Origin of the sequence: Vibrio sinaloensis, from assembly GCF_023195835.1 — a bacterium.
Taxonomy (GTDB): domain Bacteria; phylum Pseudomonadota; class Gammaproteobacteria; order Enterobacterales; family Vibrionaceae; genus Vibrio; species Vibrio sinaloensis_C.
Genome location: NZ_CP096199.1, coordinates 2,865,370 through 2,886,797 on the forward strand (window position 1 = coordinate 2,865,370; position 21,428 = coordinate 2,886,797).

At 48.4% G+C, this 21,428-nt stretch carries 16 protein-coding genes and 5 tRNA genes; 7 read left to right on the plus strand and 14 right to left on the minus strand.

The window, feature by feature from the left end:
* Positions 1-373: 373 nt before the first annotated feature.
* Positions 374-2,545, minus strand: coding sequence for a DNA helicase II (gene uvrD, locus MTO69_RS13105; RefSeq protein ID WP_248329825.1), 2,172 nt, complete (start codon positions 2,543-2,545; stop codon positions 374-376).
* Between the two features lie 291 nt (positions 2,546-2,836).
* On the opposite strand from uvrD, the gene MTO69_RS13110 reads away from it, so the two are divergent.
* From MTO69_RS13110 to MTO69_RS13125, 4 genes are all read left to right on the plus strand, one after another.
* Positions 2,837-3,097, plus strand: coding sequence for a BufA1 family periplasmic bufferin-type metallophore (locus tag MTO69_RS13110; protein WP_248329827.1), 261 nt, complete (start codon positions 2,837-2,839; stop codon positions 3,095-3,097).
* 66 nt (positions 3,098-3,163) lie between these two features.
* Positions 3,164-4,009 (plus strand): MNIO family bufferin maturase, encoded by an 846-nt coding sequence (gene bufB / locus MTO69_RS13115; protein WP_248329829.1) that lies wholly within the window; start codon positions 3,164-3,166, stop codon positions 4,007-4,009.
* A complete protein-coding gene (locus MTO69_RS13120) occupies positions 4,006-4,773 on the plus strand; it encodes an HvfC/BufC N-terminal domain-containing protein (protein ID WP_248329831.1) in 768 nt (255 codons plus the stop codon). The genes bufB and MTO69_RS13120 overlap by 4 nt, the downstream gene beginning before the upstream one ends.
* Before the next feature lie 14 nt (positions 4,774-4,787).
* Positions 4,788-5,243 carry a DoxX family protein gene (locus tag MTO69_RS13125; RefSeq protein WP_248329833.1) on the plus strand — a complete coding sequence of 152 codons (456 nt, stop codon included), beginning with the start codon at positions 4,788-4,790 and terminating at the stop codon, positions 5,241-5,243.
* On the opposite strand, the gene MTO69_RS13130 is transcribed toward MTO69_RS13125, so the two are convergent.
* Both MTO69_RS13130 and prlC read right to left on the minus strand, forming a co-directional pair.
* Positions 5,240-5,449, minus strand: coding sequence for a hypothetical protein (locus MTO69_RS13130; protein WP_248329835.1), 210 nt, complete (start codon positions 5,447-5,449; stop codon positions 5,240-5,242). The two genes, MTO69_RS13125 and MTO69_RS13130, sit on opposite strands and share 4 nt — an antisense overlap.
* Before the next feature lie 99 nt (positions 5,450-5,548).
* Positions 5,549-7,591, minus strand: a complete 2,043-nt coding sequence (prlC, locus tag MTO69_RS13135; protein WP_248329836.1) for an oligopeptidase A — start codon at positions 7,589-7,591, stop codon at positions 5,549-5,551.
* 219 nt (positions 7,592-7,810) lie between these two features.
* Between prlC and MTO69_RS13140 the strand changes: the two genes are divergently transcribed.
* A complete protein-coding gene (locus MTO69_RS13140; protein WP_248329838.1) occupies positions 7,811-8,650 on the plus strand; it encodes a 23S rRNA (adenine(2030)-N(6))-methyltransferase RlmJ in 840 nt (279 codons plus the stop codon).
* Positions 8,651-8,841: 191 nt separating this feature from the next.
* The gene (gorA, locus tag MTO69_RS13145; RefSeq protein WP_248329840.1) at positions 8,842-10,197 is read left to right on the plus strand and encodes a glutathione-disulfide reductase; all 1,356 of its coding nucleotides are present in this window, start codon (positions 8,842-8,844) and stop codon (positions 10,195-10,197) included.
* Between the two features lie 54 nt (positions 10,198-10,251).
* Here gorA and MTO69_RS13150 read toward each other — a convergent pair whose 3' ends face one another.
* The 10 genes from MTO69_RS13150 to MTO69_RS13195 all read right to left on the minus strand — a co-directional run bounded on the left by MTO69_RS13150 (position 10,252) and on the right by MTO69_RS13195 (position 18,498).
* The gene (locus MTO69_RS13150; protein WP_248329842.1) at positions 10,252-11,199 is read right to left on the minus strand and encodes an SPOR domain-containing protein; all 948 of its coding nucleotides are present in this window, start codon (positions 11,197-11,199) and stop codon (positions 10,252-10,254) included.
* A gap of 153 nt (positions 11,200-11,352) precedes the next feature.
* A complete protein-coding gene (locus MTO69_RS13155) occupies positions 11,353-12,291 on the minus strand; it encodes an ABC transporter permease (RefSeq protein WP_248329844.1) in 939 nt (312 codons plus the stop codon).
* Between the two features lie 2 nt (positions 12,292-12,293).
* Positions 12,294-13,271, minus strand: a complete 978-nt coding sequence (locus MTO69_RS13160; RefSeq protein WP_248329857.1) for an ABC transporter permease — start codon at positions 13,269-13,271, stop codon at positions 12,294-12,296.
* A 172-nt stretch (positions 13,272-13,443) separates the two neighbouring features.
* The gene (locus tag MTO69_RS13165; protein WP_248329859.1) at positions 13,444-14,997 is read right to left on the minus strand and encodes an ABC transporter substrate-binding protein; all 1,554 of its coding nucleotides are present in this window, start codon (positions 14,995-14,997) and stop codon (positions 13,444-13,446) included.
* A gap of 88 nt (positions 14,998-15,085) precedes the next feature.
* Positions 15,086-16,804: a dipeptide ABC transporter ATP-binding protein gene (locus MTO69_RS13170; RefSeq protein ID WP_248329861.1), complete on the minus strand. Its 1,719-nt coding sequence runs from the start codon at positions 16,802-16,804 to the stop codon at positions 15,086-15,088.
* An 899-nt stretch (positions 16,805-17,703) separates the two neighbouring features.
* Positions 17,704-17,780 (minus strand) — tRNA-Pro (locus MTO69_RS13175).
* Between the two features lie 155 nt (positions 17,781-17,935).
* Positions 17,936-18,011: transfer RNA gene (locus MTO69_RS13180), tRNA-His, on the minus strand.
* Between the two features lie 168 nt (positions 18,012-18,179).
* Positions 18,180-18,256, minus strand: a tRNA-Pro gene (locus tag MTO69_RS13185).
* 57 nt (positions 18,257-18,313) lie between these two features.
* Positions 18,314-18,389: transfer RNA gene (locus MTO69_RS13190), tRNA-His, on the minus strand.
* Positions 18,390-18,421: 32 nt separating this feature from the next.
* Positions 18,422-18,498 (minus strand) — tRNA-Arg (locus MTO69_RS13195).
* Positions 18,499-18,807: 309 nt separating this feature from the next.
* Here MTO69_RS13195 and MTO69_RS13200 point away from each other — a divergent pair.
* The gene (locus MTO69_RS13200; RefSeq protein WP_248329863.1) at positions 18,808-19,221 is read left to right on the plus strand and encodes a c-type cytochrome; all 414 of its coding nucleotides are present in this window, start codon (positions 18,808-18,810) and stop codon (positions 19,219-19,221) included.
* Positions 19,222-19,288: 67 nt separating this feature from the next.
* Here the strand turns inward: MTO69_RS13200 and rep are convergent, their stop codons facing one another.
* Positions 19,289-21,307, minus strand: coding sequence for a DNA helicase Rep (rep, locus tag MTO69_RS13205; protein WP_248329865.1), 2,019 nt, complete (start codon positions 21,305-21,307; stop codon positions 19,289-19,291).
* Positions 21,308-21,428: the final 121 nt, after the last annotated feature.

A 21,428-nucleotide genomic window follows, 5' to 3' on the forward strand; every position in this document is an offset into this window, starting at 1 on the left:
ATCAGGATGATGTCAGGGACACCGCTCAGGGAACAAGTGAAGTGCGCTAACGAGGATTGTTAGCAGATCAGGATAAGATCATTAGGACACCGCTAGGAAGGCGACGAAAGGACTAAGCTGACGGATTACAGCACACTATCATGGATTTGATGCATGGAGCACTTTTAGTAGCTGGATTGCTGCGAGTAAGACTATAACCCCGATGGGCGTAAGCCCTCGGGGTTTTTCTTTGTCTATTTTTCTGCATGTTTAAACTTTATACTCCGTTGCCTGCCCTCACTCGCCCCATCACATAGGTTCCCTATGCTCAGGGGTCTCGCTCGATTGTCGCCTCGTCTAAAGCTCAAACATATTGAAAAACCACTTTAGAGAATTACAGCTTTTCTAGTTTGGCGTACGCCGTTACCAGCCACTTAATGCCTTCGCCGTTAAACGCCACTTGTACTCGGCTTTGTGGGCCGCTGCCTTCAAAATTAATGATGGTGCCCTCACCAAATTTTGGATGCATCACGCGCGCACCTAAACTAAAGCCAGTTTCGTTAAAACTCTCTTTGACTACCGTTTGGCTAAAGCGCCCCGAGCTAGCCGGACGGCTGACCTGCGCTTTCATCCGCACTTCATCCAAGCACGTTTCTGGCAGTTCACGAATAAAACGGGAAGGCTTGTGATACTTATCTTGGCCATATAGCCGGCGCATTTCCGCATAGGTAATGTAGAGTTTTTCCATCGCCCTCGTCATACCCACATAGCAGAGGCGACGTTCCTCTTCCAAGCGGCCCGCCTCCTCGGCGGACATCTGGCTAGGGAACATGCCCTCCTCGACGCCGACCATAAATACCAACGGGAACTCAAGTCCTTTGGCACTGTGCAGGGTCATCAGTTGCACCGCATCTTCAAACTCATCCGCCTGGCCCTCACCCGCTTCTAAGGCGGCGTGCGTCAAGAACGCGGTCAGCAGCGTCATCTCTTCCGCTTCTTCTGGTTTCTCGAACTGGCGGGTTGCCGTCACCAGCTCTTCCAAGTTTTCTATTCGCGCTTTCGACTTCTCACCCTTCTCTTGTTCATACATGGCAAACAGACCTGAATACTTAATCACGTGGTCAGTCTGCTCATGCAAGGACATTTCAAACGTATCGTCTTCAAGAGCTTGAATAAGTTCGACAAAGCGGCTTAATGCGCCAGCAGCTCGGCCTGGCAGCACTTGCTCCTCGAGCAGCGCAGTACTCGCTTGCCACAAGGTGCATCCTCGGTCACGAGCGGCAAAACGAATCGTTTCTAAGGTTTTATCGCCCAAACCCCGGGTGGGTGTATTTACCACGCGCTCAAAGGCCGCATCATCGTTGCGGTTGGACATTAATCTTAGGTAGCTGAGCGCATCTTTGATCTCTTGGCGTTCGAAGAAGCGCATGCCGCCATAAATTCGGTACGGCAGCCCGGCTTGAATCAACGCTTCTTCCAATACCCTCGATTGAGCGTTGTTACGGTATAGCATCGCCGCGTCGTTCAGCGCTCCCCCCTTGTCTTGCCACTCTTTGACCTTGTTGACCGCAAAGCGCGCTTCATCCAATTCGTTATAAGCCGAATAAACAGAGATAGGCTCACCTTCTGCACCGTCTGTCCACAACTCTTTACCCATACGCTCGGTATTGTTGGCAATCAAGGTATTGGACGCTTCAAGAATGGTTTTGGTCGAACGGTAGTTTTGTTCAAGGCGGATGGTATTGACACTTGGAAACTCACGGGTGAATTTCTCAATGTTTTCGATTTTGGCCCCACGCCAACCATAGATAGACTGATCATCATCGCCGACAATCATCACGTGAGAGTCTGGCCCTGCCATCATACGGAGCCATGCGTATTGGATGTTGTTGGTATCTTGAAACTCATCGACCAAGATGTGTTTGAAACGGGCCTGATAATGCTCGCGAATATGCTGCTTTTCACGCAACAGCTCATGCGCTCGGAGCAAGATCTCGGCAAAATCGACCAAGCCGGCGCGATCGCACGCTTCTTGGTAAGCGCTATAAAGCTGGAGATAAGTTTTGGTCACCGGATCGTGGTAGGCATCGATATGTTTCGGGCGTAAACCTTCATCTTTCTTACCATTGATCCACCAAGCGACCTGACGCGGAGGCCACTGTTTTTCGTCGAGGTTTTGCGCTTTGATGAGACGTCGCAGTAAACGCTGCTGATCGTCGCTATCAATAATCTGGAAATCTTCCGGTAGCTTGGCATCTAGGTAATGTGCACGCAAAATCCGATGACAAATGCCATGGAAAGTCCCGTTCCACATTCCCGATGCGCTGCCCATCATCAACTCTTCAATACGCCCGCGCATTTCCGCCGCGGCTTTATTGGTAAAGGTCACCGACATAATCGAAAACGGCGACGCTTGTTCGACCGACATTAACCACGCGATACGGTGAACCAGCACACGTGTTTTACCACTGCCTGCGCCCGCCAACACGAGCAGGTTTTCAAGTGGGGCGGCGACAGCTTCACGCTGTTTGTCGTTCAAACCATCGAGGAGTAATGAAGGATCCATGGGGTGCTCAGCTACTGTTTATCTATACATATAACGGCATTATACCCGAGTGACCTTAAGATGCTAGGGACACCATCAACCGCAACACAAATAGTCCCAGTAATAAAATCAAAAATAAATTGCTCTATTTTTCATTGCCTTACATTTAAAAAGCCAACAAATATTCGAAGAAAGATAATTTTGATGAAAGTTTTCTCTACCGACTTCGCTCCTATTGGGTAAGCAAGCCGTTGGATTTTTAACCAGCAGTTTGCCGATATAAGTAAAGCAACCCATTCAGAGGAATCTATTATGAAAAAGTCTAACCTTGCTGTGACCACCGCGATAACTGGCCTTATTGCTCTAGGCGGAACCCTATTGACAGCGGCACCTGCCGTTGCTGCAGAAAAAGAGAAATGCTACGGCGTGGCGAAAGCGGGCAAAAACGATTGTGCGACCAAAACCAGCTCATGTGCCGGAACAGCAAAACAAGATAACCAATCCGATGCCTTTGTGGTGGTACCAAAAGGCTTGTGCGGCAAACTCTCCGGCGGTAGCACTCAATCATCATAACCCGACACTGTTTGGCGATCTGAGCTCATCCAGATCGCTTTTCATTTCGCCGACAAGGAGCGTACCGTGACCCATTTTCATCAACAGGTTGGCGTTGGATTGAGAACTCCGCACCTGGATTTTTTTACCCAGCAGCCCACTTCGTTGAGCTGGCTTGAAATCCACAGCGAAAACTACTTTCAACCCAACTCAGATGCACGCCATCAGTTACGAGAACTCGCCAATCATTATCAAATCAGCTGTCACGGCATTGGCCTTTCACTTGGTAGTGTCGAGCGGGTCAATCGCCACCATCTAACCCAATTACAGCATTTAGTCGACGAGCTCGATCCATTGTTGATTTCAGACCATCTCAGTTGGAGTCAAAATGGCGGCCACTACTTCAATGACTTGCTGCCGCTTCCCTACACCGAAGAAGCGTTAACAGTTTTCTGTCGTAATGTGCTGGAAGTGCAAGATGCGCTTAAACGCCCCCTTTTGATCGAAAATCCATCCAGTTATTTACGCTATCAGCATTCCACCATCAGCGAGTGGGCGTTTTTACGTGAAGTACAACAGCGTACCGAGTGCCGTTTGCTACTTGACCTAAATAATATCCATGTTTCCGCATTCAATCATGGCTTTGACCCTTACCACTATCTTGATGCCATCCCCGCTCACGCGGTAGACGAGATTCACTTGGCTGGATTTACGGTCAAAGCGCTAGAGCAAGGCGAAATATGGATTGATACTCACAGTCAACCAGTCAGTGATGCGGTTTGGCAACTGTTCGACTATTGGTTGGAGCGAAACGGAGCACGTCATACCCTGATTGAGTGGGACATAGACATTCCAGCGCCGACCGTTCTGCTCGCCGAGGCAGAGAAAGCGAGTGATTACTTACACCAACATCAAAATAGGCAGGCCTCATGAGTCACCCACCCAGTCTTGCCCAGCTGCAGTCCAGCTTCAACGCCGCGCTGCATTACCAAGCCAACGCGGAGCAATGCGATATTGTCAGCGATGACTTTAGTGCCGAGCAGCGACTGCAGATTTATCGCAACAACTTTATCATCAGTTTGAGCGAAGTATTGCAAGCCACCTACCCGATGTTACTCGCACTATGGGGAGAAGAGTGTTTTGCCCAGGTTGCTCGCCGGCATGTGTTGCAACACCCTCTCACATCGGGTGACGTCAGTCATTATGGACGCGGATTTTCCGATACCTTGACTCAGTTTCCTGCCCTCGTAGAAGCCGCCCCCTACAGCGCTGAAGTGGCTCATTTTGAGTGGGCGATGGATAGAGCCATCCAGCAACACAATCAAACAGCAGCGCCGAGCGAACTTCGTCCTTTAGACTCATTGAGTCAAATTCCCCCAGCTTTACAGGGGCAGATAAGAGTGCATCTTCACGCTAGTGTGGTCGGGTTTTCCTCCTGTTACGCGTTATTCTCACTGCGACGAGCTATCCAACACAACGACTTTTCTGCTCTAGACCTTAATCAAGCAGAACAAGGGGTGATGGCCTATCAAGCCCATTGCGGTGTCTGGAGCAGCACGCTGTCGGAAAACGAGTACACACTACTCAAGCAGCTCCAAGCCCAAACCTTACTCGGCGATGTCGCGCCGTCGCTACTTGCGTGTCTCGACCGACTCAACCAACTTGAAATGCTCTCGGGTTTCACCCTTGAGCAGTAAACTAGGAACACACTATGTCTTATTCAATCAATGCTTGGCTAAGTCGCTATGACCAGCTAGTAAGCACTCTCCAGCAGAGCTTAGTGCCACTGCTGTTACTGTTATGTCGATGCTGGGTAGCTTGGGTATTTTTTAATGCAGGACTGACTAAAATTGCCACCTGGGACAGTACCTTGTACCTGTTTGAGTATGAGTATCAAGTTCCATTTTTACCTTGGCGATTCGCCGCTTATCTAGCTACTGCCGCAGAGTTGTGCCTGCCGGTTTTTCTCACACTTGGGCTTTTCACTCGACCTGTCGCCATCTTGTTATTTGCTTTCAATATCATCGCGGTGGTTTCTTATCCTGCGCTGTGGGAGCAAGGCTTCTACGACCATCAGTTGTGGGGTTTAATGTTGTTGATAAGCACTATCTGGGGAGCGGGTGTTGTGTCATTAGATAAATGGCTACGCAATCAGTTGGCCGACTAATCACTCAAATCTTCTTTGACCGATGTCACCGCATCTCGTGATGCATGGCCAATCGCTCTGGTGGTGTCACGTGCCGCATGGCCGATCGCCGTCCCCGCATCACGGGTAGCATGGCCAATGTCCGTCCCTGCCTGTTTCAGTTCTGCGCATCCTGTTAGCGCTAGACCAAAGGCAACTGCAACCAGTGCCCCCATCTTAAAAGTCATACTACTCTCTCCTTATCAGTGTCACCGACATAGTAACCAAAAAAAGCCCCGCTACAGTAGCGGGGCGATAAATTATTGAGATAACAATCAGTTTCTGGGTTAAGCAGCAATGCCCGAGTGGCGCAAAAGCGCATCAATTTGTGGCTCACGTCCACGGAAACGCTTAAACAGTTCCATCGGCTCTTCACTTCCACCCATCTCTAGAATGTTATTCAAGAAACGTTGGCCAGTATCGCGGTTGAAAATCCCTTCCTCTTCGAAACTCGAAAACGCATCCGAAGAGAGCACTTCAGCCCATAGGTAGCTGTAGTAACCTGCGCTATATCCACCCGCAAAGATATGACTAAAACTATGCGAGAATCGGTTCCACTCAAGGCTAGGCAATACCGCAACTTTGGCTTTCACATCTGCGAGCGTTTCTAATACGCGTGGGCCAATGTCTGGGTCGAATTCAGTGTGCAAGGTAAAGTCAAACAGACCAAACTCCAATTGGCGAAGAATAAACATCGCTGATTGGAAGTTCTTCGCCGCGAGCATCTTATCTAACATCTCTTTCGGCAATGGCTCGCCCGTCTGGTAGTGGCCGGAAATAAACGCAAGCGCCTCTTCTTCCCAACACCAGTTCTCCAAGAACTGGCTCGGTAGTTCTACCGCATCCCAAGGCACACCATTAATGCCCGATACCGCACCCACATCCACTTGAGTCAACATGTGATGAATGCCATGACCAAATTCGTGGAACAGGGTCACTACCTCATCATGAGTAAATAACGCCGGCTTATCACCAACAGGGCGGTTGAAGTTACAGGTGAGGTACGCCACAGGCGTTTGCAACTCACCCGAGGCATTGATGCGGCGCACCCGGCACTCATCCATCCACGCGCCACCTCGCTTGTGCTCACGCGCATACAAGTCGAGATAGAAACTGCCGCGCAGATTTTCATCCGCATCAAAAATATCAAAGAAACGCACCGACTCATGCCAAGTGTCCACACCCTCACGCTCTTTGACACTCATACCAAACACACGATTGAGAACTTCAAATAAGCCACTTACCACTTTGGCTTCAGGGAAATAAGGGCGCAGCTCTTCATCCGAGATTTGGAACAGGTGCTGCTTCTGTTTTTCGCTGTAGTAAGCGATGTCCCACAAGTTAAGCGCCTCAACACCAAATTCTGCTTTGGCAAATTGGCGCAGCTCTTCGACTTCTCGCTCACCTTGCGGTTTGGCTTTGCTGGCTAAATCATTGAGGAAACCCAACACTTGCGAAGGGCTCTCGGCCATCTTAGTGGCGAGCGATTTTTCGCTAAAGGTATTGAAACCGAGCATACGAGCCACTTCGTAGCGCAGTTTTAATTGCTCATTGATGATCTCAGTGTTGTCCCATTCACCCGCTTTGGGACCGCGATCCGATGCGCGAGTCACATACGCCTCGTACAACTCTTTGCGCAGCGATTGGTTATCACAATAGGTCATCACGGGTAAGTAAGATGGGATATCCAATGTCAGCAGGTAGCCATCCAGTTGCTTCGCTTCGGCCGCCGCTTTCGCTGCCGCCAACGCCGATTCTGGCATGCCGGCTAACTCAGCTTCATCGGTAATGTGTTTAGTCCAACCCATGGTGGCATCCAAAACATTATTCGAAAACTTAGAGCCCAGCTCCGACATGCGTTTGCTGATTTCACCATAACGATGCTGCTGATCGGCAGGGAGGCCAATGCCCGACAACTCAAAGTCGCGCAATGCGTCATTGATGGTTTTTTGTTGGGCACGCGTCAGGCTAGCAAATGCCTCGCTCGCTTTGATCGATTTGTATGCCTCAAACAGCCCTTTGTGCTGACCAACCCAAGTACCGTACTCAGACAATAGCGGTAGGCAACTCTCGTACGCTTCGCGCAGCTCATCACTGTTGACCACAGAGTTCATATGGCTGACAGGCGACCAAAGACGGCTCAGCTTGTCATCCACTTCTTCAATTGGCGCGACTAAGTTGTCCCAAGTGGGTTGGTCATTACCATCGAGCACCTGCTCAATCTTGGCCCGACAGTCTGCTATCGCCTGCTCTACCGCTGGCTTGACATGCTCTGGCTGAATTTGCGAAAACGGTGGCAAATCAGTAAAGCTAAGAAGTGGATTAGACATAAACATTCCTTTTATTGGCGATGCGAACCGAGCGTTCGCCGTACAAATTTATCGTGGCTTTACTAGTAAATATAGGTAGGTTCACGATTTTTCAATAGTTGGCGTTATCTTTACCCCAAGCCAACACCGCTCAGCCAAATGGCTCAAGCCTGCCTCTTGGGTGCATTTGGGTATATACTAAAGCCTATTTTGTTTGCCTCCCCATATGAGAGTGTCATTTTGTTAAGTTATCGCCACAGCTTTCATGCCGGCAACCATGCCGATGTGATTAAACACATTGTTCAAAGCCTGATCCTCGACGCTTTGAAACAAAAAGATAAGCCTTTTGTTTACCACGATACCCATTCAGGCGTTGGTCGTTACGACCTGACTCATGAATGGTCGGAGAAAACGGGTGAATACAAACAAGGCATCGCCCGGGTGTGGCAGCAACAGCCTATTCCAGCTGCGTTGGAAAGCTACCTCGATGCAGTTAAGGCACTCAATAACGGTGATACGCTCCGTTATTACCCGGGATCACCTCGGGTCGCCCGCGCTCAGTTGCGTCGCCAAGATCGCATGGTGCTCACCGAGCTTCACCCCAGCGACTACCCGTTGCTGGAGCAAGAGTTCCACCGAGATCGCCAAGTCAGCATTTTTAAGGAAGACGGGTTTAAGCGTTTGAAAGCCAGCTTGCCGCCCAAAGAGCGCCGTGGCTTGGTACTGATTGACCCGCCCTATGAGCTGGCCAAAGAGTATCGAGATGTGGTTCAAGCGATTTACCAGAGCTACAAACGCTGGGCGACCGGCATCTACGCCATCTGGTACCCTGTGGTTAACCGCTGCGATATTGAAGACATGATTGAAGGCTTACAAGGGCTCGGCATTCGTAAAATCTTACAAATTGAGCTCGGCGTCGCACCGGATAACAACGAGCGCGGTATGACAGCATCGGGCATGATAGTCATTAACCCGCCGTGGAAACTCGAAAGCCAAATGAACGAGATACTACCGTTCTTAAAACAAGCCATCGCCCCGGCGACTGGTCACTTTAACGTAGAATGGATTGTTCCAGAGTAATCCAGCCTAGAACTTAACGCTTGGCTTTATCGCTATTTGTCATAATCCTGCGCACTTTTTCTCATTGGGAAATAGTGCGTTGTCGATTTATGATAAGTAGCAGCAAAGCATAGTAACGGATTGAGTTTACTCTCACTCATCCCGATATACTCTATAACGCATTCAAAAAATTAATCAGCTCGGAGAAAGTAATGGCGACTCATTTTGATTACCTCTGTATCGGTGGCGGCTCAGGCGGCATCGCATCGGCAAACCGTGCAGCTATGTACGGCGCAAAAGTAGCCCTCATCGAAGCACAAGACCTTGGCGGTACCTGCGTTAACGTGGGTTGTGTACCGAAAAAAGTGATGTGGCATGGCGCGCAAATCGCTGAAGCGATGAACCTCTACGCTGAAGATTACGGCTTCGACGTCGACGTGAAAGGCTTCGACTGGAGCAAACTGGTTGAGAGTCGTCAGGCATACATTGGCCGTATCCACCAATCTTACGACCGTGTTCTTGGTAACAATAAGGTTCAGGTGATCAAAGGCTTTGCTAAGTTTGTTGATGCTAAAACGGTAGAAGTAAACGGTGAGCATTACACCGCAGACCATATCTTAATCGCTGTCGGTGGACGTCCAACCATTCCAAACATTCCTGGGGCTGAATACGGCATTGACTCCAACGGCTTCTTTGAGCTGAACGAACAGCCAAAACGTGTCGCGGTGATTGGTGCGGGCTACATCGCTGTAGAAATTGCAGGTGTATTGAATGCCTTAGGCACTGAAACACATCTGTTCTGCCGTAAAGAGTCACCACTGCGTAGCTTCGACCCTATGATCATCGAAACCTTAGTTGAAGTGATGGAAGCTGAAGGGCCGAAACTGCACACTCACTCGATTCCAAAACAAGTGGTGAAAGAAGCCGATGGAAGCCTAACGCTACACCTTGAAAACGGCAACACACAAAACGTTGACCAATTAATCTGGGCGATTGGCCGTCACCCGGCGACTGACGCAATTAACCTTGCTTCAACCGGTGTCGAAACCAACCAAGCGGGTTACATCAAAGTGGATGAGTTCCAGCAAACCAACGTGCCAGGCATCTACTGTGTGGGCGATATTATGGAAGGGGGCATCGAACTTACTCCTGTCGCAGTTAAAGCAGGTCGTCAGCTATCTGAGCGCCTGTTTAACAATAAACCTAACGCGAAGATGGACTACAACCTAGTGCCTACCGTGGTATTTAGCCATCCACCTATCGGTACTATTGGCCTGACAACTCAGGAAGCTGAAGAGAAGTACGGCAAAGAAAACATTAAAGTGTATACGTCGGGCTTTACCGCAATGTACACCGCCGTCACTAAACATCGCCAGCCATGTAAGATGAAACTGGTTTGTGCCGGTGAAGAAGAGACCGTCGTGGGTCTACACGGTATCGGCTTCACGGTTGATGAAATGATCCAAGGCTTTGGTGTCGCGATGAAGATGGGCGCAACCAAAGCGGATTTTGACTCAGTGGTTGCTATTCACCCAACCGGCTCAGAAGAGTTTGTCACTATGCGTTAACCGGTTGTTTTTAAAATAAAATTAACAAAAAAGCAGGTCTCAGACCTGCTTTTTTTACTTCACACAAATCACATTAAGTAGCGACGAGCCTTTCAGCTGATTGACTTTGCCACTGGTGAATAACCCCGTACGTTCAGCGCCCCAGTATGGCAGGTGCATCGGCCATTTAGCTTTGGTCATCATTCCCGAATTAAGCAATGCTTGCCACTCCTGCTGCGTGGCCATACGCATCCCCAAGCGAGAACACAATTTATACGCGCCGTCGTAATCCATTCGGTTCCAAGGCAGCTCATGCTCCATGTAGAACTGGTCGTCACTAAACATCACATACGGAACCTTGTATTCCACCCCTGCGACCTTGGTCGTCAGGCGTATCGTTACATCCTGCTCACGCTCAGTCGGTTGTGGCTGAGTTTGTGGAGCCTCTGGTGGCGGAGCGACTACCGGCTGAGGTTTAACCGGCTCTGGAATGACGGTGGTCGCTTGCTTACTTGGCTTAGGCTTTGCCGCCGGTTTAGTACTAGGTTTCGCCTTTGGTTTTGGCGCTTTCACCGGAGCGCCTTTCACCACCTCACGAATAAATGCTTGCTTGTAGCCTGGTTCAGTCTGGATCTTGGCCAGCTCTTGCTTTGCGATGACGAAATCATTGTACGGCCCAATGAGGCAGCGATAGGCTTTGTCTTCTGGTTTGGCCCAGACATCGGTACTAATGTGCTTATATAGCTGCTTTGCCTTAGGTAAAGATAAAGGTTGGCTAAACACCCCACATTGAATCCAAAAGGTCGATTGCGAGCCTTTCGGGATCGACTTTCCCCATAAACCGTTGCCTACTGGACAACTTGCATCAAGCACAGGCAGTTGTTCGGTCGAGGCTTGCGTGGCATCACAGAGAAATTCTTCTGCGGCCACCAGCGGTGACCAAAATGGTACAGCCAATACCGCTAAGAGTGTCCATTGCTTCCAATACGTTTTGTTCGGCTTCAACGCCATATTGATACCCATACTGTTCAAACTAAATCCGTGTTGGTTCACTGATGCTATTATCGCTATCTTATTGACGCTAAAGCGCATCGTTATTGAGAATGCAAAAAAAGAGCCGCAATGAATGACGGCTCTTAGTGTAGTGAGATTTTTAGCTGGAAATCCTAGGCTGGATCACCCTTTGTAAATTTTGGGGTTAAATACATCTCGTAACCAGTCACCTAGCAAGTTGATCACCAGTACCAATGTGACCAACACCACACCTGGGAAGGCGGTAATCCACCAAGCACCTGAGAAGATGTAGTTAAAGCCGATACTGATCAGCGCGCCCAACGATGGCTGGTCAACAGGCAGGCCTAAGCCTAGGAAAGAAAGTGCCGCCTCTGACATAATGGCGTTTGCCACCTGTACCGTTGAGATAACCAAAATCGGTGACAGACAGTTAGGCAGTATGTGACGGAACATGATACGTGGCGCTTTAAAGCCCATCACGCGTGCAGCCTCAACATACTCTTTTTTCTTCTCCGCCAACACCGAGGCTCGAATGGTACGCGCGTACTGCGGCCACTCAGCAACACCGATGATCACCACCAGCATCACCACCGCGTACTGACTGTAGAAGTCGCTACCAAAGCTGGCCTTGAAAATGGCCGAGACGATGATCGCAACCATCATGGTTGAAAACGAGAGCTGCACATCGGCAAAGCGCATCAAGAAGCTATCGATACGGCCACCGAAGTAACCCGCTGATAGACCGATGACAATCCCCAGGATCAGCTGCAAACCAACGGCTAAGAAACCGATGGTGAGAGATAAGCGTGAACCATAAAGAATAGTCGAGAAAATATCACGGCCCTGCTCGTCCGTTCCCAACAGGAAGCGCTCATCACCGTCTTCCATCCAAGAAGGAGGCAATTCCGAGTCTAGGATATCTATCGAGGAGAGATCATAAGGGTCGGTAGGTGCAATGACCGGCGCTGCCAAAGCCATTATCAAAAACAACATAAATACGCTAAAGCTCGCCATGGCGACCTTATCGCGCTTAAAGTAATAAAGAAAATCCGATTGTTTGAAACGCTCCCAGCGAGAAGGAGCAGCCACTGTTTGACTCATGATTATGCTCCTTTACCTGTCAAATTAACGGTTGGGTTGATGATGCCGTACAGCAAATCAACAATGGTGTTGGTCACAACGAAGATCAGGCCGACGAAAATAACGTAAGCAGTGATAAGCGGGGTGTCCACACGGTTAATCGCTTCAAGGAAAAGGAAGCCAGTACCTGGCCACTGGAAAACCGTTTCAGTCAAGATGGTGTAAGCAACCATAGTACCAATCTGTACACCACCAACGGTGAGGACCGGTAACATGGTATTTTTCAGCGCGTGTTGGTAATAGATCTTGTTCAGCGCCAAACCTTTCGCTTTACCAAACTTGATGTACTCCGAGCTCAATACTTCAAGCATCTCTGAGCGTACCAAGCGAATAAACAGCGGTAGCATGATCGAAGCCAGTGCGATACATGGAAGTACCAAATGCGCTAAGCCATCTAAGGTGAAGAACCCAGACTCCCAACCTAAGACATTCGCGGTTTCGCCCCGCCCATAGGATGGCAGCCAACCTAACTCGATAGAGAACACATACATCAACATAATTGCGGTCAAAAACACCGGAATCGAGATGCCGATACTACTGCCCGCCATCACTATCTTAGTGAACACACTTTTGGGATGAATGGCCGAGTAAACGCCAAGAGGAATAGAGAAGACAATAATTATCAAGGTTGCACCAAACACCAGCTCGAGCGTGGCAACCAACTTGTCCAAGATCACTTCAACCGCTGGGCGCTTGAAGAAATATGAAGTACCTAAATCACCTTGTATAGCATTGCCAACAAAGCGAGTGTATTTTGTAATGAAGGGATCGTTAAGGCCTAACTCATCACGCAAAGCTTGACGCTCTGCTTCAGAAACCGACTGACCTACCAGCTCACGCAATGGGTCACCCAGATTGTCCTGAATGGCAAACGCCACCAAACTGATCACAAACATCACTATCAGTGCCTGAAACAGGCGCTTGACCAGAAACGAAAACATTCCTTGCCCCTTTACTTTCCATAGAATTCAGTCTGCGAAATCGATCAATATCGCTCGCAACTTTCAGTCTTAAAAATGGCACTCAACCCGACTGAAACAAAGTTAAGTACCAAAAAATTAACTGGGCATCCACCGGATGGTGGATGCCACAACTTCGATTTACAACACGCGCTTATTTAACAACAAGGTCGCCGAAGTAAGGGAAGTTCATACCGTTGATGATTGGACCAATATCAACGTTGCCTTTCGCTGCCCAAGAAGGATCTTGCCAATGTAGAGGAACGAACGCCGCTTCGTTGTACAGGATCTCTTCAACTTTCTTCAGAGCTGCACTGCGTTTCTCTAGGTCAGTCATCTTGTTAGTCTCTTCGATCAACTTGTCCACTTCTGCATTAGAGTAGTGACCACAGTTGTACTGACCTTTACCCGTTTCAGCATTACGCGTCATCGCTAGGAACTCAGTGAAGTTACCTGAATCTTCAGTATCTGGGTGCCAACCGATCATCAGCATGTCTGCCGCACACTTGTCGAACTCTGGCCAGTATTGCGCTTTAGGCATTGTCTTCAGATCAACTTTGATACCAATCTTAGACAGCATAGCGGCGGTCGCTTGAGCAATCTTGTCGTCGTTTACGTAACGGTTGTTCGGCGCCATCATAGTTAGCGTGAAGCCATTTTCGTAACCCGCTTCCTTCATCAGCTGTTTCGCTTTCTTCAGGTCGTAACGAGGCTTAAGATCTGGGTTATGACCAACGAAGCCAACTGGGCTCTGCTGACCTGCTGCTGTTGCCGCACCCTTCATAACTTTCTTGGTGATACCTTCGTTGTTGATCGCGTAGACAATCGCCTGACGAACACGTACGTCTTTCAGTGCAGGGTTGCTGTTTTGGTTCATTTGGAAGGTGATAACACGCGTACCTGGCATAGTGTAAAGGTCTACATCTTTTGCCTTTTCAATACGGTTGTAGTCGTTTGGTGCTACCGGTGCAATCATGTCGACATCACCAGACAGAAGCGCTGCAACACGAGTCGCGTCTTCTTTGATTGGAACCAGCGTTAGCGTATCAACGTTACCACCTGATGCGTTATCCCAGTAATCATTGAAACGCTCAAACGTCACTTTCACGCCTTGCTCGCGCTGAGTGATGATGAAAGGACCAGTACCAGAAACGTTAGTCGATGCAAATGAGTTACCGTGCTTAACTAGCTCAGCTTTATCTTTGCCGTCATCTGTCTTACCTGAGTAGAACTTGCTGTCCATTGGGAACAGGTAAGTCATCACGTTTTCAACCAGTGGGTAAACGCCGTCAGTTTTTACTTCTACTTTGTAATCGCCCGCTTTAGTGATTGACGCGATTGGGCCGAAGATGCCTTTAAAGTCTGGAGAGTTTTTCAGACGGTTAAACGTCCAAACCACATCATCAGCAGTCAGCATGTTGCCCGAGTGAAACTTAACACCCTGACGAATATTGAAGTGCATGGTTTCGCCATCAATACGTTCCCAAGACTCAGCCAAGCGAGGTTCAAATTCCATTTTTTGGTTAAAACGGATAAGCGGATCAAAGACCATGTGAGACATCTGCAGTGTACCGCCAGACAATTGCTCATGCGGGTCAAGAGACACTGGATCTGCGTCATAAGCGACGGTGATATCTGCAGCTGCTGCGCCAAAGCTAAGGCCAGCTGCCATTAAAGCCACTACTAGTTTGCTTTTCATGGTTTTCATTGCATAACTCCTTATGCGGGATTTTCTATCCCTAGTTGTTGTGTTTGCTTCTGTTTATTCACCCAAAATGCTGGGTAAGATCGACGACTTACGCCGTTTTTACTACCTCTTCTCTCAAACCGGTAAATTCTGGCATCAGAGAAATAAGTTGCTTGCTGTACTCGTGCTGTGGAGCGCTAAACAGTTGCTCGGTTGGCGCCACTTCTAACAGAGTGCCCATTTGCATCACCCCTACGCGATCACACATTTGGCGAATCACTGGCAGGTCGTGACTGATGAACAGCATGGTGAGATTTAACTCATCTTGTAAATCTTTGAGTAGGTTTAGGATCTGCGCCTGAACCGACACATCCAATGCAGACGTTGGCTCATCACAAATCAACAGACGTGGTCGCGTCGCCAAGGCGCGAGCAATCGAGATGCGCTGACGCTGACCACCAGAAAATTCATGCGGGTACTTAAGACCAGCCATATGGCCTAAACCCACGTGCTCGAGCAAATCATTTACGATTTGGCGTGTCTCCGTTTCGCTGTTGGTCAGCTTATGGAAACGAATAGGCTCGGCAATGATATCAAACACCTTCATGCGCGGGTTCATTGATGTATATGGGTTTTGAAACACCATCTGCATCTGACGGCGCATTGGGCGACGTTCTTTCTCTGACTTCAAGCCGGTTAGGTCAATACCTTCAAACGTCACGCGACCTTGGTCTGGCGCATACAGGCCAGCAATCACACGTGCAATGGTCGACTTACCTGAACCAGACTCTCCCACCAAACCGAACGTCTCACCTTCGTACACTTCAAAGCTGACATTGTTTGATGCCTGAACATACTCGCGGCGACTTTCAAATAGAGAGTCTTTGGTGACGAAGCGAAGATTAACGTTCTCAACATTGAGCAGTGGACCTGTGTATTCACGCTCATCTTGACTCTGCCCTAACCAGTGATTCTTAACATCTAACGGCTTCATCTCGGCCGCTTCTTCGATGTAACTCACCAATGGAAAACGGTCCAGCTTCATGTCGGAACGTGGTACCGCCGAGATCAAGCTGCGCGTGTAGGTATGGTCTGGGTCGCCAAGCACTTTAGCCGTTGGACCAAACTCAACCAAATCGCCTCGGTACATCACCGCCACGCGGTCAGTTACGTTCGACACGACACCCATATCGTGGGTCACTAACATACAGCCGACATTGTTCTTAATACACAAATCGCGAATCAAAGTCAGGATCTGGTCTTGGATCGATACATCCAAAGCGGTCGTCGGCTCGTCTGCAATAATCAGATCAGGCTCGCCAGCCAAAGCGATGGCAATAACCACGCGCTGACGCATGCCGCCAGAGAACTGGTGAGGGTACTGCTTGAGACGGTTTTCTGGTTGAGGGATACCCACTTGTTGCATCAGTGACAATGCGCGCTGATAAGCTTCTTCATCCGACACCTTCATGTTGGCATGAATTGTCTCTTTTAACTGATGCTCGACGGTAAACAGTGGGTTGAGCGACGTCATTGGGTCTTGGAAGATAAATCCAATTTTGGAGCCGCGGACTTTGCGCATCTGCTCAGGATTCAAGCCTGAAATAAGCTCTCCATCGAGATACACATCACCACTGGCGATACGCCCTGGAGGACTAAGTAGATCGATAACCGCATTACCTACGGTCGACTTACCGGCACCTGACTCGCCAACCACACCGACGATTTCGCCACGCTCAATATTAAAAGAGAGTGATTTAACAGCGGCATGCACCCCATGACGCGAAGGGTATTCAATACGAAGGTTTTTAACTTCTAAGAGTGACATTAACCAGACCTCTACTGCTTTGGCAGCTTTCTGCCCTGTCTGAAAAGTGAATCCATTCCTGCCAGAATAGTGTTCCGGCAATTTATAAGGTCATCAATTTGGCAAATAATTCACAGAAAAGCAACAAACATAGGATAAAAAGTCGAAATCGAACAAAAACCAAGCACTATAGCAAAATAAATATGCAAAACAGCTAGATGATCAATTGGTCTAACCACAAACTCAACTCAAACAAAAAGCTGAAAAATAAGGGCTCAGAGTTATTAATTACTACTTTTAGTTATAAAAAATCAGAACTCAATTTGAATATAAATTCACACCAAACAACAAAACACCAATTAACAAATAAAAAACATAAATCTATTAAAGTACAGATAATAAGATTATGATCTGAGTTAAGTCACAATTTAACCAAACTATATTCTAGTTAATAAGTAAAAATTTAGTGATATTGACCACGATATTTTTGCGGAATGACAAGATAAAAAGAGATGTTGATGCGTAATCAATAAATAAAGACAAACTCACCGCACTAGCAGTACCACTGTACAAGGCAAGCAACCTGCTCTTTCGTTGCGGATGGCCAGTTAGGGCTTTGTTGAGGTTCTAGTCCAGACTCCAAATGCAAAAAAGCCTCGTCATTGCTGACGAGGCTTCTTAATAGTGGCCGGTGAAGAGCCATTCCTTGAACATCAGACGAACCCCGCTTTGGGTTCGAATTGACTATATTACAGACAGTAAAAAGCCCTAGTCTCTCGTCGCGGACGGCTAGTCTAGGGCTTCAATAGTGGCCGATGAAGAGCTATTCCTTGAACGTCAGGCGAACCCCACTCAGGATCAAATCCTAAATACCAGAAAGTAAAAAAGCCGTAGCATTTCTGCTACGGCTTTTCTAATAGTGGTCGGTGAAGAGGGATTCGAACCCCCGACCCTCTGGTCCCAAACCAGATGCGCTACCAAGCTGCGCTATTCACCGACGATATATTTTTTACTTGGTTTACGTTAGAGAGGGTCAACCCTCTGGTCCCGCTTATTCCAAGAGCCGAGATGCGCTACAAACAACGCTATTCACCGACGATATGTTTTGTTCTGTATTTAACCAGAACAGGAAACTTATGTTACCTAAAGTAATGGGGTGGCTAACGGGACTTGAACCCGCGACAACTGGAATCACAATCCAGGGCTCTACCAACTGAGCTATAGCCACCATCAGATTATAGTGTTCATCGCTATAGCGAAAAACGAAATAGTGGTCGGTGAAGAGCGTGATTTAAACATCAGGCGAACCCCCGACCCTCTGGTCCGCTCTTTCTCAAAAAATGAGATGCGCTACCAAGGTGCGCTATTACCAGATTGACTCATAATAGCTAAATAGTGGTCGGTGAAGAGGGATTCGAACCCCCGACCCTCTGGTCCCAAACCAGATGCGCTACCAAGCTGCGCTATTCACCGACGATATGTTTTGCCCTGCATTTAATCAGAACGGGAAGCTTATGCTACCAGAATAAATGGGGTGGCTAACGGGACTTGAACCCGCGACAACTGGAATCACAATCCAGGGCTCTACCAACTGAGCTATAGCCACCACTGTACTTCACCGATACACCTTTGAGCGAATGGTACGCCCGAAAGGATTCGAACCTTCGACCTTTGGCTCCGGAGGCCAACGCTCTATCCAACTGAGCTACGGGCGCATGCCCTATCGGCGGAGTGGAATAATACGGATATCACACAATGTCGTCTAGTACTTTTTAAACTTTTTTTATTGTTTGGCGCCTTTTTGGGCAATTAAAGTGTGATAAACCCCTATTTCCCATTAGATACTAGTCTACAAGCGGTTAACTTGTTGTTTATTGCAACAAGTTAACAGGATATAATCACCCATTATTTACATTGATTTAACAGCAACTCAGGGTTTTACGCGCTTTTCGTCGCTGTTGATCAAATCCCACTCTAATAACAGGTAAGCAAGCACTTACCTTCAGGAATGTAAAGTGAGTTTAATGGATATGTCTCGAAAAATGTTAACCGCTTTGGTCGCTGCAATCACTTTTTCTAGCGCCTCTTTTGCAGCCAGTGTAAGCCAAGAAGAATATGATGCTATTGCTGAGCGTATTAAGCCTGTAGGTGATGTTTACCTCGCGGGAGCAGAGCCAGTAAAAGCTGAGCCAACCGGTCCTCGTGATGGTGCAAGCGTGTACGGCACATTCTGTATCGCGTGTCACGCATCTGGCGTGAGTGGCGCACCGAAAACAGGTGATGCTGGCGACTGGGCTCCTCGATTGGCGCAAGGTCGTGACGTGCTCAACAACCACGCGATCAACGGTTTCAACGCGATGCCTGCCAAAGGTACCTGTATGGACTGTTCTGATGACGAGATCATCGCCGCTATCGATCACATGATCGAAGGGCTGTAAACTCCCTCTTTATATAGAGCATCAAATCCGATAGAAAAAAGGCTTGGTCGATACCAAGCCTTTTTCATTACTTCTTATTAAACATCGCTTTCAAGTTTGCAATGTGCGCCTGCCCCTTGGCCATGCGTTCCTCTTGGGTCACCGGCTTTTTGGTCACTTCCCATTCGACATCATCAAACGGCAGTTCATCCAAAAAACGACTCTGTGTCGGTTTAACTAGCTCACCAAATTGACGCCGCTCCTTACACATAGTGAAGGTCAACTCGCGTTGGGCACGAGTGATACCCACATACATCAAACGGCGCTCTTCTTCGACGTTGTCTTCGTCGATACTGGTTTGGTGTGGCAATATCCCTTCTTCGGCACCAATCAAGTAAACGTATGGAAACTCTAAGCCTTTCGAAGCATGCAATGTCATGAGCTGAACCGCATCGCTCTCTTCATCCTCTTCACCACGCTCCATCATGTCACGCAATGTCAGGCGTTGAACCACTTCTTTGAGGCTTTTCTCTTCTTGGTCATAGTTGTCTCCCTCTAAATCGGCAACGATCCAAGAATAGAGATCGGATACGTTCTTCATTCGCATTTCTGCCGCTTTAGGGCTTGCAGAGGTTTCATACAACCAATCTTCGTAATTGATATCGCGAACCAAAGAGCGAACCGCTTCAACCGTATCGCCGCGCTCAGCTTGATCCGCTATTTTTACCAACCAAGCGGTAAATCGGCGTAAGTTTTCTAGCCCGCGACCACTGAGCGATTGCTCAAGCCCAAGCTCAAAACTGGCCTCAAACAGACTTTTTCCGCGCATATTGGCGTAACTGCCCAGTTTTTCTAAAGTTACTGGGCCGATTTCACGGCGCGGCGTGTTCACAATACGTAAAAAAGCGTTGTCATCATCAGGGTTCACTAACACTCTTAGGTAAGCCATGATGTCTTTGATCTCTGATCGCGCGAAAAATGAGGTGCCACCCGATAACTTATACGGTACTCGGTTTTGCATCAGCGACTTTTCAATCAAGCGCGATTGGTGATTACCACGATACAGCACCGCGTAATCTTTGTAGTCAGTGCGGTTAACAAACTTATGTGCAATCAACTCACCGGTAATACGCTCCGCCTCGTGCTCCTCGTTTTTCGCCAACAAGACTTTGAGCTTCTCGCCGTCAGGGATTTCAGAAAATAACGATTTTTCATACACGTGCGGATTGTTGGCAATCAAAATATTCGCCGCTCGCAGAATGCGGCTGGTTGAACGGTAGTTCTGCTCCAGCTTAATCAAGCGTAAGTTGGGGTAATCTTCGCCCAACAACACTAAGTTTTGCGGCTTTGCCCCGCGCCAAGAGTAGATAGACTGGTCATCATCTCCCACCACGGTCAAGCGCCCGCGCTCTCCCACGATCAACTTGACCAACTCATACTGGCTGGTGTTGGTATCTTGATACTCATCCACCAGCAGATAACGAATACGATTTTGCCAACGCTGGCGCACCTCTTGGTTGGTACGCAGCAACAACACTGGCAACAAAATCAAGTCATCAAAATCGAGGGCGTTGTAGGCCTTCATCTGTTTTTGGTACATCTCGAAGCAGAAGGCAAACAGCTGCTGTTGCTCCCCTTTCGCCATAGCTTTGGCTTGATCGGGCGTCAACATGTCATTTTTCCAGTTCGAAATAGTACTCAACAACTGACGCAATAGGTCTTTATCGCCGTCCAACTGTTGTTCTGTCAGTTCCTTTAACAATGCGAGCTGGTCCTGATCATCAAATAACGAAAAACCAGACTTTAAACCGAGCGCTTTGTATTCGCGCTTAATGATGTTAAGACCCAAGGTATGAAAGGTCGAAACCATCAAGCCTTTGGATTCGTTTTTGCCCAGCGTCTGACCGACACGCTCTTTCATCTCGCGTGCCGCCTTATTGGTAAAGGTCACCGCCGCAATATTGCGCGCTTTGTAGCCACACTGCTGCACCAGGTACGCAATCTTGTTGGTGATCACGCGCGTTTTACCCGACCCCGCGCCGGCAAGCACTAAACAAGGTCCAGATACGTATTTCACAGCTTGGTCTTGGTTGGGGTTCAGCTTCATGGCTATCTCAGAAGTGGGAAAAGGTGGCGCATATAATAATGGTGACACTACTAGATTGCTATGTTTATACCGAATACAGATCGAATGCACGGCGCTGTTCTGCGTGATTGAGAATTATTTA

Coding starts and splice junctions, on each gene's coding strand:
- MTO69_RS13160 (WP_248329857.1), bottom strand. CDS start 13,271: ATGTTTTCGTTTCTGGTCAAGCGCCTGTTTCAGGCACTGATAGTGATG.
- uvrD (WP_248329825.1), bottom strand. CDS start 2,545: ATGGATCCTTCATTACTCCTCGATGGTTTGAACGACAAACAGCGTGAA.
- gorA (WP_248329840.1), top strand. CDS start 8,842: ATGGCGACTCATTTTGATTACCTCTGTATCGGTGGCGGCTCAGGCGGC.
- MTO69_RS13120 (WP_248329831.1), top strand. CDS start 4,006: ATGAGTCACCCACCCAGTCTTGCCCAGCTGCAGTCCAGCTTCAACGCC.
- MTO69_RS13130 (WP_248329835.1), bottom strand. CDS start 5,449: ATGACTTTTAAGATGGGGGCACTGGTTGCAGTTGCCTTTGGTCTAGCG.
- MTO69_RS13125 (WP_248329833.1), top strand. CDS start 4,788: ATGTCTTATTCAATCAATGCTTGGCTAAGTCGCTATGACCAGCTAGTA.
- prlC (WP_248329836.1), bottom strand. CDS start 7,591: ATGTCTAATCCACTTCTTAGCTTTACTGATTTGCCACCGTTTTCGCAA.
- MTO69_RS13155 (WP_248329844.1), bottom strand. CDS start 12,291: ATGAGTCAAACAGTGGCTGCTCCTTCTCGCTGGGAGCGTTTCAAACAA.
- MTO69_RS13170 (WP_248329861.1), bottom strand. CDS start 16,804: ATGTCACTCTTAGAAGTTAAAAACCTTCGTATTGAATACCCTTCGCGT.
- MTO69_RS13165 (WP_248329859.1), bottom strand. CDS start 14,997: ATGAAAACCATGAAAAGCAAACTAGTAGTGGCTTTAATGGCAGCTGGC.
- rep (WP_248329865.1), bottom strand. CDS start 21,307: ATGAAGCTGAACCCCAACCAAGACCAAGCTGTGAAATACGTATCTGGA.
- MTO69_RS13110 (WP_248329827.1), top strand. CDS start 2,837: ATGAAAAAGTCTAACCTTGCTGTGACCACCGCGATAACTGGCCTTATT.
- MTO69_RS13150 (WP_248329842.1), bottom strand. CDS start 11,199: ATGGGTATCAATATGGCGTTGAAGCCGAACAAAACGTATTGGAAGCAA.
- MTO69_RS13200 (WP_248329863.1), top strand. CDS start 18,808: ATGGATATGTCTCGAAAAATGTTAACCGCTTTGGTCGCTGCAATCACT.